This window comes from Flavobacterium alkalisoli, from assembly GCF_008000935.1.
Classification (GTDB): domain Bacteria; phylum Bacteroidota; class Bacteroidia; order Flavobacteriales; family Flavobacteriaceae; genus Flavobacterium; species Flavobacterium alkalisoli.
The window spans coordinates 733544-746177 of the sequence record NZ_CP042831.1 but is presented as its reverse complement, the minus strand read 5'-3'; the positions used below and the strand labels follow the sequence as shown (position 1 = coordinate 746177).

Genomic DNA, 12634 nt, shown 5'->3' with positions numbered 1-12634 from the left:
TATGAGTGGTAGAGTTGCCATAACGGGTATGGGTATTATTTCTTCAATAGGAACTTCTGTTGAAGAGAGCTTTAATGCGCTTATACATAACAAACCGGGCATAACTGCCATAGAAAACATACAAACCATTCATGCAAATGCCATTAAGGTTGGTGAAATTAAAAAGACCAATGCTGAGCTGGAGCAGGAACTGGGCCTGGATGCGGATAATAACTACTCACGTACTGCAATGCTTGGTGCTTTGGCAGCAAAACAGGCGGTACAGAATGCAGGTATAAACGATATTAACGAGTACAACACTGGTATTATATCTGCAACAAGTGTAGGCGGAATGGATATGACCGAAAAGTTCTTCTACGATTATTTCGATAAGGAAGAAAGCAGGAAGTATATCGATTCTCATGATGCAGGCGACTCAACTCATAAAATAGCCCAACAGCTAGGTCTTAAAGGTGTGGTTACTACCATAAGCACGGCATGCTCTTCGGCAGCAAATGCCATTATGCTTGGTGCAAGGCTTATTAAGGCCGGAAAGCTGGACAGGGTTATTGTAGGTGGTACTGATGCACTTTCAAAATTTACCATAAACGGTTTTAAGACACTTATGATATTATCGGATACCTATAATACTCCTTTCGATAATAACAGGAAGGGACTTAACCTGGGTGAGGCTGCTGCTTTTCTGGTTTTAGAATCGGATGAGGTGGTGAAAAAGCAAAACAAAAAAGTACTAGCCTATCTTTCGGGCTATGGCAATGCCAATGATGCTTACCATCAAACCGCTTCTTCAGAAAACGGGGAAGGTGCTTACCTTGCAATGGAAAAGGCATTTAAGGTGTCGGGACTTAAACCACAGGATATAGATTATATTAATGCACATGGTACGGCAACCCCTAATAACGATCTTTCGGAAGGAAGGGCGCTTATAAGGACTTTTGGCACAAATGTACCCCACTTTAGCTCTACCAAACCTTTTACAGGGCATACACTGGCAGCCGCTGCCGCAATTGAGGCAGTATTCAGCGTGCTGGCATTACAGCATAATAAGGTGTTTCCTAACCTTAACTATAAAACCAAAATGGAAGAGTTTGATCTTGTTCCGCAAACGGTTTTAATGGAAAAAGAAATCAATCATGTGTTGTCAAACTCTTTTGGGTTTGGCGGTAACTGTTCAACCCTTTTGTTCTCAAAAAGCTAATGAAAAAGTGTTATATAAACGGTGTTGGTTGTGTTTCTGCACAAAAGACTTTTGGAGATGGTTTTCTTGATGAGATTATTGTTAATAAAGACAATAATATTCTTGAGATAAGCCAGCCTGATTATAAAGAATTTATTGCCCCTGCTGCCGGAAGAAGAATGGCTAAGGGGGTTAAGAACGGAATAGTGGCATCGGCAATGGCTTTAAAAGAAGCCGGTTTAGAACAACCTGATGCTATTATTACCGGGACTGGTATGGGCTGTGTAGTGGATTCTGAGAAATTCCTTAAAGCCATACTGGATAACAATGAGGAGTTCCTTACGCCAACTTCCTTTATTCAGTCTACCCATAATACCGTGGGAGGGCAAATTGCCCTTGGCCTGCAATGTAAGGCTTACAATTTTACCTATGTTAACGGAGCGGTTTCGTTTGAATCGGCGCTGATTGATGCACAGCTTCAAATTGAAGAGGGAGAAGCCAATGCAGTACTTACCGGAGGTGTCGAAGAGGCAGGTGAAGCAACAATGCATTTTCTGGAGATAAAAGGAAATATAAAAAGCAAAGGGCAGCCTGATTATGATGTACTGACTTCTACTTCAAAAGGATCGGTGTTTTCAGAAGGTGCTGTGTTTTTTGTACTTTCAGGAGACAAACAGCAAACTACCTATGCCGAACTAAAGGATGTGGCAATCTATAACATTCTTGAAAAAGAGGAGGTGGAAGGAAAACTGAAAGATTTCCTTAAACACAACAATCTCGATATAAGTGATATTGATGCTGTTGTACTGGGCTACAACGGCGATGTGGAGTTTGACGCTTACTATAACGAACTGGCAAAAAATAAATTAAGTAATATCCCGCAATTGTATTATAAACATTTAAGTGGGGAGTATAATACTGCATCTGCCTTTGGTTTATGGCTTGCTTCTCAGGTTGTAAAAAAACAGCATGTTCCATCAGAAGTACTTATTAATTCCATCGGAAAGAAAGAATATAGAAATATAGTGCTGTACAACCAGTACCAGGGTAAAGACCATAGTTTTACATTAGTATCAAAATGCTGAGCCACAAAGTAAATACTGCTTTTTTTTTGTTAGTAGTACTACTGTTAATTATCCTGTCCTTTTTTGTTGCTATAGCCTGGTGGATGTTTCTCTTACCGGTCTTGCTTTGGGTTATAATAACAGGCGTGGGTTCTGCCTTTATATTTACCGGTTACCATATTAAAACCTATTGTAAAAATACAGCTGTAAAGGATAGAAAAATAGCTATTACTTTTGATGACGGCCCAACGCCCGAAACTACTAAAGTACTTGATCTTTTAAAAAAGCATAATGCTAAGGCTACGTTTTTTTGTATTGGCTCGCAAATAGAAAAACACCCTGATATTTTTAAAGCAATATTGGATGATGGCCATACAGTTGGCAACCATACGTATAGCCATTCGCCAAAAGTGGGTTTTTTCCCCGCTCAAAAATTTAGGGAAGAACTTGAGATTACTAACGGTTTAATTGAAAAATATTCAGGAAAAAAATCTCTTTTTTTCAGGCCACCGTTTGGAGTAACTAATCCTAATATTGCCAAAGCTGTAAAAGCAACCGGTCACTATGTAATAGGCTGGAATATACGCTCTCTTGATACGGTAATTAAGGGTGAAAACCGCCTGCTTAACCGTATTAAAAAAAGGCTTACACCGGGGAGTATAATACTGCTGCATGACACATCCCAAAAAACCGTAAATGTTTTGGAACAATTATTGGTACTTTTGGAGCAAAACAAATATGAAGCCGTTACGGTAAACCAATTGCTAAATATTCCTGCTTATGAAGAATAGTATTATCTATATGTTTTTTTTGCTGACTGTATTTACAATAAATGCACAGGAGCAAAAAATGACTGCTGCCGAGATTACGGCCTTTAAAAACGGTGTTATAAATGTGTCTAAAAATACAAAGACCCTTACTGCCGATTTTACTCAGTTTAAGCATATGGATTTCCTGTCTAACGATATTGAGACTTCCGGGAAAATGAACTTTAAGTTTCCGGATATGCTGTTATGGCAATATACCAAGCCTTACAGTTACAGTGTAGCGTTTAAAAAAAACAAAGTATCTGTTAACGATGCCGGAAAAAAGAGCGAAATGGATTTGAGCAGCAGTAAAATGTTTGCCAAGCTTAACGGTCTTATTGTAGGTACAGTAAACGGTAATATGTTTGATGAAAATGAGTTTGCCATCAGTTACTTTAAAACAGCAGAATACAATATCAGCAAGCTTGTTCCTAAAGATGCTACGCTAAAAAAGTACATAAAGCAGGTTGAGCTTTATTTTGATAAAAGGGGAAGTATGGTGTCTCAGGTTAAAATGATAGAGCCATCGGGAGATTATACTATAATTGTATTTAAAAATAAAGTTGCCAATGCGTCAATTCCGGATTCAGTATTTTCTAATTAGTTTTCTGGCCATTGTTTTACTGCCTTCGTGTGCGGTTAAAACAGTAAGTGGTTTTAAGGAAATTAAAAAAGAAGGGGTGTATGAGGTTTCATACTTTTCAGACAAGGCAACAGACTATGTCTATAAAGCCCATATATCTATATACGGAAAAGATTTTGGAGGTATTTTTATAGCTAAGAAGATTAACGATTCTATTTACCGTACCGCTTTTACTACTGAGTTTGGCAATAAGCTTTTTGATTTTGAGATTTCAGACAATAGTTTTAAGGTGAATTATATACTGGAGGAAATGGACAAAAAAATTATTGTAAACACCCTTAAGCGCGATTTTATGTTGCTGCTAAAGCAGGAACATGCTTATAAAAACAAGTATGAGAGTTCCGGTTTTGAAGTTTATAAATCGGAAGATAAGAAAAGATATAATTATCTATTTTTGGATGCCGAAAGTAACAGGCTTGTAAAACTGGTTAATGCCACAAAAGGGAAAGAAAAAATAGAAATAACCTATGTGCCCGAAAGTAGTATTTTAGCCCGGAATATAGTAATAGACCATAAGAATATTAAATTAAAGATAGAATTAAACTTTATCCAATAAAACCAATCAATTATGAAAAAGAAATTACTATTTGCATTTTTTATGCTGGGCCTTTTTGCGGCATCTGCCCAGGTAACATTTAAGCCAGGATTTAGGGCGGGAGCTAATTTTTCCAGGCTTACCAATACAGATCTTGATACAAAAACCGATTTTTATGTAGGTGCTATAGGTGCGCTTAAACTTACCAGATTTTATACCCTGCAGCCTGAAATAGGTTATTCACGCCAGGGAGCTAAAGGTGATTTGTACTTTTACGATTCATATTATGGAGAAAGCTACACAGAGAATGTAGATATAAAACTGGAGTATGTAACATTAACCCTTATAAACAAGTTTACGTTTAATGATGCTATTAACTTTCAGGTAGGGCCAACATTTGATATAGGCACAAATGTGGATAACAGATATCAAAATGATGTAGATCTTGGCATTACTGCGGGTATTGGCTATACACTTCCCTTTGGTCTAAGTATAGAGGGACGTGTTAAGAAAGGTATTGCTGATGTACTCGACACCTATTATTATAGTGATGGTTCAAATTATTATTATGAAGATCACTCTAATACAAACCTTGTGTTCCAGGTAGGTATTTCTTATACTTTTGATGTAAAAGGAGCAAGTAATTAGGCACACTTATGAAAAAAGTATTTGTATTGATGCTGTTGTGTTTGTTCACATCAGTATTAAGTGCTCAGATTAGTGCTAAGCCCGGACTTAGGGTAGGAGCGAACTTTTCTAATTTTTCCCATACGGATTTTGATTACAGGACCGATTTTTATGTGGGCGGATTTGTAGCTTTGCAGCTTACTGATTTTTATGCCATACAACCCGAGATAAATTATTCAAGGCAGGGTGCTGTTGCCGATTTAAGGTATTATGATAACGGTACAATTACCAGTTTTGAGAAGGATATAGAAATAGAATATCTTTCAATGGTATTTATTAATCGTTTCAGTTTTTACAATGTAAATATGCACATGGGGCCTACATTTGATATTGAGTTAAACAGTAGTGTACCAACCAATATTGATTTTGATATGGGGGTTACCATGGGTATAGGGTATACGCTCCCTATGGGGCTTACTATTGAGGCCAGATGGAAACGTGGTTTGTTTGATGTGCTGGAAACCGATGATTATAACGGCACAATTAATACTGTAGGAGATAATAATGCCAATAATGTTTTCCAGTTGGGATTGGCTTATAGCTTTAAGGCTAAAGGAGCTTCGAAATAATTTTTTTAATATATATATGATTACCAGATTTTTTGCTAAGCGAGTATTAGCTTTTTTATTTTTTTCGTTCATTGTTTTACAGGCAAATGCACAAATTACGGTGAAACCGGGAGTTAGGGGAGGTGTAAACTTTAGTGTATTAACTGCCGATGTCTTTGATGTTAGGCCCGATGTTTATTTAGGAGGACTTGCCGAAATTAAGTTGGCTAAATTTTATGCACTACAGCCCGAAATTAATTATTCAAGACAGGGAGCAACAGCTAATTTTATGTACGATGCCGGATTTGGCAGGTATGGGGAGTATGATAAGGATTATTCTTTGCAGTACCTTAATATTAACCTGATTAATAAGTTTTATGTTTTCCATGGACTGCATGCATTAGTAGGGCCGTCAATGGATTTTAAGCTTTCCGATAATATGGGTTCCGATTTTGGGGAAGAGGTAAGAAACTATGACATAGGACTTAACTTAGGTATAGGTTATACTTTCCCGATTGGGCTTACAATTGAAAGTCGTTTTAAATTTGGATTCCTAGATGTTTTTGGACATGATGATCCTGATTATTACGACAATTATTATAATAACAGTTATTTTGACGGGCCTGTAGTAAATGGAGTTTTCCAAACAGGCGTTACCTATACTTTTGATACAAAAAGGAAATAATTAATTTTTTAAAACAACCACACCATGAAAAAAACAATTGCATTTTTATTTTTGGCATTACTGGGTTATGGGGCTCAGGCACAAGTTAAGATAGAACCAGGCGTAAGAGCCGGTTTAAATCTTGCTACTTTTACGGATAGTAATATGGATACTAAAGCCGATTTTTATGTAGGAGGCTTTGTAGGCATTAAGTTGGCCAGTTTTTACACCTTACAGCCTGAGATAACTTACACCAGACAGGGGGCAAAAGCTAACAATTATGACTTCGTGTATCCCCAATATCCTGGTTATCAGTTTCCGGAAGAAGATCTTTCCGTAAGTTACCTTTCTTTTGCAGTGATGAATAAATTTAGAATTGTAGAAGGTTTTCATGGTATAGTGGGACCGTCGATAGACTTTAGGTTAAGTGATAATTTTGATAAATTGGGTTATAGCGATGACCTGATGGATTTTGATTTTGCGCTTAACGGAGGGCTTGGGTATACCCTGCCGATAGGATTAACATTTGAAGCACGTTACAAGCTTGGACTTGTTGATATTTTTGGTGATATTTATCACGATGATTATTATTATGAGGATGACAATTTTGACCTTGTGTTAAACAGTGTTATCCAACTGGGTGTTACTTATACGTTTAAATAAGATATATGTTGCTTAAAGATTTTTACCAGGTAAGGTCGTTTGAAAAAACGGAGGGTCAACTGTATGTGGCCCACATTGTTATTAACAAAGATCACGATGTTTTTAAAGGGCATTTTCCGGGCAATCCGGTTACTCCCGGAGTTTGCATGATGCAAATTATCAAGGAACTTACCCAACAGGCAGTTAATGTGCCTATAACAATGAAAAGTGCCTCAAACATTAAATTTATGGCACTTATTAACCCTGAGGTAAATTCTGAGCTAAAACTTGAACTTGAAATAACCGAGGCAGAAGATGCCTCGGTTAAAGTAAAGAATACCACTTATTTTGATGATACAACCGCGTTAAAATTAAGCTGTATTTACAGTAAAAATTAGGATTATAAACTGGTTTTTGCCAATTTTAAGATGAACCTAAATCATAGTATTTATGAAATTACTGGCTTTTTTTCTTTCTTTTTTTGTGCTGGCAACGCAGGATCTTTCTTCCATAAGGCAAAATTATATTAGTGCCGCAACCTCTGAACAGGGGGCTGAGGAGCTGTATAAATCTTTAGAAGGAGTAAGTGATGCCGGAGATAATACCATGGTTGGTTATAAGGCAGCTTCGCTAACCTTAAAGGCGAAGTATGAAAAGGGGCTTTTGAATAAAAAGAGTTTATTTACGCAAGGCGCTAAACTTCTTGAGTCTGTTATAAATAGGGATGCCGATAATTATGAGGTAAGGCTTCTTCGTATGAGCATACAGGAAAATGCACCTAAAATTACCGGCTACAATAAGGATATTGAAGAGGATAAAAAGTTTTTAATTAAACACTACGATAGTCAAAAGCAGGACCTTAAGGAGTTTACTAAAGGTTTTGTGGCAAGATCGGCTCTTTTTACAAAAGAAGAAAAGGCTGTTTTTTAATGATAGGGTTTTCTGTACCTGTACAGGAAACTTCTTTTTTGTTTGAGAAAGTTAAAAAAAGTATCTTTGCTCACATTAAAAAATGGCGACCTTGTAATGCACACATTTTCAAAACCTTATAACGAAATAGCTGCTGTAAATTATTGCGTTATTATACCTACATACAACAACAGTAAGACCTTAAAAAGGGTTATTGACGGTGTGCTGCAATATACAAACAACATAATTGTTGTTAACGATGGTTCTACAGATTCTACCGTTGCCATTTTAAGAGAATACTCAGAACTTAATACTATTCATCTCCCTAAAAATAAAGGTAAGGGTAATGCTCTGGCTATTGGTTTTGCCGCTGCAAAACAGGCCGGTTATGATTATGCCATCACCATAGATTCAGACGGACAGCATTTTCCCGATGATATACCTGTGTTTTTATCGGAGCTTGAAAAGAACGGAGAGGCATTGCTCATCGGTAGCCGTAATATGGCTCAGGAAGGAGTGCCTAAAAAGAGCAGTTTCGGTAATAAATTCTCTAATTTCTGGTTTTGGTTTGAAACCGGAAAAAAACTTGAGGATACCCAATCGGGCTACAGGTTATATCCTTTACACAAAATACCTTCAAAGTACTATACCAGCAAGTTTGAATTTGAAATAGAAATTATAGTACGCACTTCATGGAAAGGTGTACCCGTAAAAAATGTACCCGTAAAAGTGCTTTATGATATGAGCGAAAGGGTATCGCACTTTCGCCCGTTTAAAGACTTTACCAGAATCAGTATACTCAACACGGTATTAGTTGTCATAAGCCTTCTGTATATCAAACCAAGGGATTTTTTCATGAGCTTTAAAAAAAAGGGGCTTAAGAAATTCTTTCTTGAAAATGTATTAGAAAGCAACGACAGCAATACTAAAAAAGCATTATCCATAGCTTTGGGAGTATTTATAGGTATTGCACCGCTATGGGGTTTTCAAACGGTACTTGTACTTTTTCTGGCTTATGTTTTAAGGCTCAACAAGCTTATAGCTTTTGCATTTTCCAATGTCAGTATTCCGCCTTTTATACCTTTAATAATTTATTTATCATTGCAGATGGGTGCATTAGCCCTTGGAGGTCCGGTTAGCGATTATACCAATTTTAGCCTGGAAAATATTCAAAACAGCATGACGCAATATCTTGTGGGAAGTATTTTATTGGCTGCAATTGCAGCCTGCCTGTTTGGCCTGGCGGGTTATTTTATCCTTTTGTCAATAGGCAGAAATAAAGTACATAAGAATGCATAAGTTTTTTACCACCATACACTTTTTTGTAAACCGTAATAAGTTTTTGGCTATTGGTATAGCCCTGGCATTTTTAGCGGTATTTGGATATTTTGCCTCAAAAATTAAGTTTGAGGAAGATATTACCCGTCTTATCCCTAAAAGCGAACGTACCGACGAGACTGCAAAAGTACTGAGCCAACTTAATTTTACCGATAAGATTACGGTTATTATTAATGCAAAAGAGGGAGTTGCCCCACAGCAGCTTACAGAGGTTGCCAATGTGTTTTTAGACAGTCTTAAAAGCTGTGATAAGTATATTAAGGCAGTACAGGGCAAAGTGGATGACGAGAATATACAGGAAGCGTTTGATTTTGTACACTCTAATTTACCCCTGTTTCTCGATGATAAGGATTATAAACGAATAGAACAAAAACTAAAGGCGGATAGCATAGCAGCTACCGTTTCGGCCAATTACAGATCTATTATATCACCATCGGGGCTGGTTACAAAAGACTTTATACTTCAGGATCCTTTCGGGATGTCCTTTATAGGGCTTGAAAAATTGAAACAGCTGGGACTGGATGACGAATTTCAGCTTGTAGACGGCTATGTAATTACTAAAGACAGTCAAAAACTATTGCTGTTTATAAGCCCTGAACTACCGGGTAACGAAACCGAAAAAAATACCGCTTTTGTAGATAAGCTGGATGCCATTAAAGCATCGCTTAATACCAATTTTGAGAAAACTGCAACAATAGAATATTTTGGCGCTACCAATATTGCGGTGGCTAATGCCAAACAGATAAAGAGTGATATAAGAACCACAACGTTTATTGCCATATCGCTGCTTATGCTTTTGCTTATGGTATATTACAGGCGTTTCCTTATTCCGTTTATTATTTTGGTTCCTACCATTTTCGGGGTAGTATTTGCAGTGGCGCTGCTATATTTCCTTAGGGGAACAATCTCTGCCATTTCTTTAAGTATAGGTGCTATCCTGCTTGGGGTAACTATAGATTATGCCCTGCATATATTAACACACCACAGGCATAACAGTGATATAAACGTACTGTATAAAGATATAACCAAACCGCTTATAATGAGCAGTACCACTACGGCAGTAGCATTTATGTGCCTGCTTTTTGTAAACTCAGGGGCTTTACAGGATCTGGGTATTTTTGCAGCGGTAAGCGTGGTGGTAACTTCATTTTTCTCATTACTTATAATTCCGCATCTGTATAAGCCCAAACAGGGCAAAAATATAGAGCACAATACGTTGCTGGATAAACTGGCAGGGTTTTCATTCGATAATAATAAGGTGCTTATAGCAATAAGTGCTGTTGTTATAATAGCGAGCCTGTTTACCTTTAATAGGGTTACTTATGATGGTGATTTATCGCAGTTAAACTATGTGCCTGCCGAAATACAACAGGCAGAAAAGCACCTTGAAAGCGCAACAAACCTTACGTCAAAATCATTGTATGTAGCCGTTTATGGTAATTCTCCCGAAGAACTGCTGCAAAACAACAATGTTCTTTACAACAGGCTGTTAGCCGATAAAAACAACAATAAGCTTTTAAGCTACAGTTCGGTTGGCGGAGTGGTGCTTTCGGAAAAGGAGCAAAAAGAAAAGATTGCAAAATGGAATGCTTTCTGGACACCGCAACGCAGGCAGTTTGTAGAAGCGGGATTAATTGACGAAGGGTCAAAACTGGGTTTTAAACCCAATGCTTACGATAAGTTTTACAGCTTATTAAATAGCGATTTCAAAACTGTAAGCCTGCAAGAATACCTTGAGGTAAAGACACTATACCTTAACGAGTTTATAGCCGAAAAGAACGGGTTCTATACACTTTTTAATGTGGTTAAGGTGGCAGATGAGCAAAGGGACGCGGTTGTAAAAGAACTTTCTAAAATGCCTAAGGTTGTAATTATTGACAGGCAACAAATGAATGAAACCTTTTTAGGAGGGTTAAAAGACGATTTTAATTCGCTTATCAACTATTCCTTTATAGCAATATTGATCATATTGTTTATGTTCTTCAGGAGGATAGAGCTGGTACTTATAAGCAGTATACCTATAGCTGTTACGGGTATTGTTACGGCAGGTATAATGGGTATGTTTGATATTAAGTTCAATATATTCAGTACCATAGTATGTACGCTTGTTTTTGGGCATGGAGTGGATTTCAGTATTTTCATGACCAGTGCCCTGCAAAAGGAGTACAGTACCGGAAAGAATGAAATGGCAACCTATAGGGCATCTATCCTGTTGGCGGCATTAACTACGGTTTTGGGTATAGGTGCATTGATATTTGCTTCACATCCTGCCTTAAAATCTATTTCGTCAGTTTCTCTTATCGGGGTTTTTGCGGCGCTTATCATTACATTTATATTTTACCCTATAATATTCAGGTTCTTCTTTACTCACAGGGTAAACAAAGGAAAAGCACCTTTAGGTTTAAGAAGGACCCTGCATTCTGTAGCATCATTTATTTATTACGGACTGGGAGGTTTCCTTCTGTCGCTGTTCAGCCTTATTTTTGTTAATGTGCTGCCGGCAAGAAGAGCATGGAAAATGAAGGCATTTAGGTATATGATGTCTAAGTTTATGAAATCGGTACTGTATACAAATCCGTTCATAAAGAAAACCGTACTTAATCCGCATAACGAGACTTTTGATAAGCCTGCGGTTATTATTGCAAACCATACGTCTTTCCTTGATATACTGGCTGTAGGAATGCTTAGCCCAAAACTTATTTATCTGGTGAGTGACTGGGTATATAACTCTCCTGTTTTTGGTATTGGTGTTAAGCTGGCAGGATTCTATCCTGTTTCGCAAGGGCTTGAAGGAGGTGTGGAGCATCTTCGCAAAAAAGTGGAAGAAGGCTATTCACTGGTAGTGTTTCCTGAAGGTACCCGATCTAGGGATAACCACATACAGCGTTTTCATAAAGGGGCATTTTATCTTGCAGAAGAGTTTGGTCTGGATATAGTACCTATTCTGATACACGGTAATTCGGAAGTATTGCCTAAAGGAGATTTTATTATCAATAACGGTAGTATTACCCTTAAGATTCTTGAAAGGATAAAGGCAGCCGATACAACATTTGGATCAAATTATACAGAGCGTACCAAGAAAATAGGTACCTACTATAAAGAACAGTTTGCACAAATGCGAACAGAAATTGAAGTGCCTTATTATTTTAATGATAAGCTGATGCAAAGCTTTGCCTATAAGGAGTTTGATATTGTAAAAGCTGTTAAGCAGCATTTTTCGGAAGTAGCGGGTATATATCATGACATCAATCCTTTTATAGGAACTAAAAGTACCGTGCTGCATATAGCCAGTGATTTTGGTGAAACCAGTGTGCTTTTAGCCTTACAGCAACCACAAAGAAAGATATACAGTTTTATAGCTGATGAGGAGAAAAGGGAGGTTGCTAAAACAAACTATATCAATAAAACAAGAAGCATTAAATATTTAGAGTCGTTAGAAGAGGCAAAAAATATAAATTATACTGTTATATTGGTTGATGGTAATGCAGATAATGTTCCCGATATTTTATTTGAAAAAGCAGAATATATAATTTTGACAGCAGTACAAACAGCTGTAAGCTATAATGACTTTGAGGCAATGACAGAGGGAGAAGATTTTATAATTTTAAGAAGGATATAAGC

The 12634-nt window shown here is 37.2% G+C and carries 13 protein-coding genes; all 13 read left to right on the top strand.

The window, feature by feature from the left end; genetic code table 11:
* Position 1: 1 nt before the first annotated feature.
* The 13 genes from FUA48_RS03150 to FUA48_RS03090 all read left to right on the top strand — a co-directional run bounded on the left by FUA48_RS03150 (position 2) and on the right by FUA48_RS03090 (position 12632).
* Entirely contained in the window at positions 2 to 1198 is a 1197-nt protein-coding gene (locus FUA48_RS03150) for a beta-ketoacyl-[acyl-carrier-protein] synthase family protein (protein WP_147582083.1), read from the top strand.
* The gene (locus FUA48_RS03145) at positions 1198 to 2262 is read left to right on the top strand and encodes a beta-ketoacyl synthase N-terminal-like domain-containing protein (protein ID WP_147582081.1); all 1065 of its coding nucleotides are present in this window, start codon (positions 1198 to 1200) and stop codon (positions 2260 to 2262) included. The genes FUA48_RS03150 and FUA48_RS03145 overlap by 1 nt, the downstream gene beginning before the upstream one ends.
* A gap of 26 nt (positions 2263 to 2288) precedes the next feature.
* A complete protein-coding gene (locus tag FUA48_RS03140; protein ID WP_240732536.1) occupies positions 2289 to 3032 on the top strand; it encodes a polysaccharide deacetylase family protein in 744 nt (247 codons plus the stop codon).
* A complete protein-coding gene (locus FUA48_RS03135) occupies positions 3022 to 3651 on the top strand; it encodes an outer membrane lipoprotein carrier protein LolA (protein ID WP_240732534.1) in 630 nt (209 codons plus the stop codon). Before FUA48_RS03140 ends, FUA48_RS03135 begins: the two co-directional genes overlap by 11 nt.
* A complete protein-coding gene (locus tag FUA48_RS03130) occupies positions 3617 to 4246 on the top strand; it encodes a hypothetical protein (protein WP_147582078.1) in 630 nt (209 codons plus the stop codon). Before FUA48_RS03135 ends, FUA48_RS03130 begins: the two co-directional genes overlap by 35 nt.
* 12 nt (positions 4247 to 4258) lie before the next feature.
* A complete protein-coding gene (locus tag FUA48_RS03125; protein WP_129750407.1) occupies positions 4259 to 4873 on the top strand; it encodes an outer membrane beta-barrel protein in 615 nt (204 codons plus the stop codon).
* An 8-nt stretch (positions 4874 to 4881) separates the two neighbouring features.
* Positions 4882 to 5481 (top strand): outer membrane beta-barrel protein, encoded by a 600-nt coding sequence (locus tag FUA48_RS03120; protein WP_147582076.1) that lies wholly within the window; start codon positions 4882 to 4884, stop codon positions 5479 to 5481.
* A gap of 16 nt (positions 5482 to 5497) precedes the next feature.
* Positions 5498 to 6145: an outer membrane beta-barrel protein gene (locus FUA48_RS03115; protein WP_168196933.1), complete on the top strand. Its 648-nt coding sequence runs from the start codon at positions 5498 to 5500 to the stop codon at positions 6143 to 6145.
* Positions 6146 to 6169: 24 nt separating this feature from the next.
* Positions 6170 to 6787, top strand: coding sequence for a porin family protein (locus tag FUA48_RS03110; RefSeq protein WP_147582072.1), 618 nt, complete (start codon positions 6170 to 6172; stop codon positions 6785 to 6787).
* A gap of 5 nt (positions 6788 to 6792) precedes the next feature.
* The gene (locus tag FUA48_RS03105) at positions 6793 to 7164 is read left to right on the top strand and encodes a 3-hydroxyacyl-ACP dehydratase (RefSeq protein ID WP_147582070.1); all 372 of its coding nucleotides are present in this window, start codon (positions 6793 to 6795) and stop codon (positions 7162 to 7164) included.
* 52 nt (positions 7165 to 7216) lie between these two features.
* Positions 7217 to 7696, top strand: coding sequence for a hypothetical protein (locus tag FUA48_RS03100; protein ID WP_147582068.1), 480 nt, complete (start codon positions 7217 to 7219; stop codon positions 7694 to 7696).
* A gap of 96 nt (positions 7697 to 7792) precedes the next feature.
* Entirely contained in the window at positions 7793 to 8974 is a 1182-nt protein-coding gene (locus FUA48_RS03095) for a DUF2062 domain-containing protein (protein ID WP_147584949.1), read from the top strand.
* Positions 8967 to 12632 (top strand): MMPL family transporter, encoded by a 3666-nt coding sequence (locus FUA48_RS03090; RefSeq protein ID WP_147582066.1) that lies wholly within the window; start codon positions 8967 to 8969, stop codon positions 12630 to 12632. Before FUA48_RS03095 ends, FUA48_RS03090 begins: the two co-directional genes overlap by 8 nt.
* Positions 12633 to 12634 lie beyond the last annotated feature (2 nt).

Excerpts from the sequence above, each read along its gene's own strand:
- FUA48_RS03100 (WP_147582068.1), top strand. The coding sequence starts at position 7,217 with ATGAAATTACTGGCTTTTTTTCTTTCTTTTTTTGTGCTGGCAACGCAG.
- FUA48_RS03115 (WP_168196933.1), top strand. The coding sequence starts at position 5,498 with ATGATTACCAGATTTTTTGCTAAGCGAGTATTAGCTTTTTTATTTTTT.
- FUA48_RS03125 (WP_129750407.1), top strand. The coding sequence starts at position 4,259 with ATGAAAAAGAAATTACTATTTGCATTTTTTATGCTGGGCCTTTTTGCG.
- FUA48_RS03110 (WP_147582072.1), top strand. The coding sequence starts at position 6,170 with ATGAAAAAAACAATTGCATTTTTATTTTTGGCATTACTGGGTTATGGG.
- FUA48_RS03145 (WP_147582081.1), top strand. The coding sequence starts at position 1,198 with ATGAAAAAGTGTTATATAAACGGTGTTGGTTGTGTTTCTGCACAAAAG.
- FUA48_RS03090 (WP_147582066.1), top strand. The coding sequence starts at position 8,967 with ATGCATAAGTTTTTTACCACCATACACTTTTTTGTAAACCGTAATAAG.
- FUA48_RS03120 (WP_147582076.1), top strand. The coding sequence starts at position 4,882 with ATGAAAAAAGTATTTGTATTGATGCTGTTGTGTTTGTTCACATCAGTA.
- FUA48_RS03105 (WP_147582070.1), top strand. The coding sequence starts at position 6,793 with ATGTTGCTTAAAGATTTTTACCAGGTAAGGTCGTTTGAAAAAACGGAG.
- FUA48_RS03150 (WP_147582083.1), top strand. The coding sequence starts at position 2 with ATGAGTGGTAGAGTTGCCATAACGGGTATGGGTATTATTTCTTCAATA.
- FUA48_RS03130 (WP_147582078.1), top strand. The coding sequence starts at position 3,617 with ATGCGTCAATTCCGGATTCAGTATTTTCTAATTAGTTTTCTGGCCATT.
- FUA48_RS03095 (WP_147584949.1), top strand. The coding sequence starts at position 7,793 with ATGCACACATTTTCAAAACCTTATAACGAAATAGCTGCTGTAAATTAT.
- FUA48_RS03135 (WP_240732534.1), top strand. The coding sequence starts at position 3,022 with ATGAAGAATAGTATTATCTATATGTTTTTTTTGCTGACTGTATTTACA.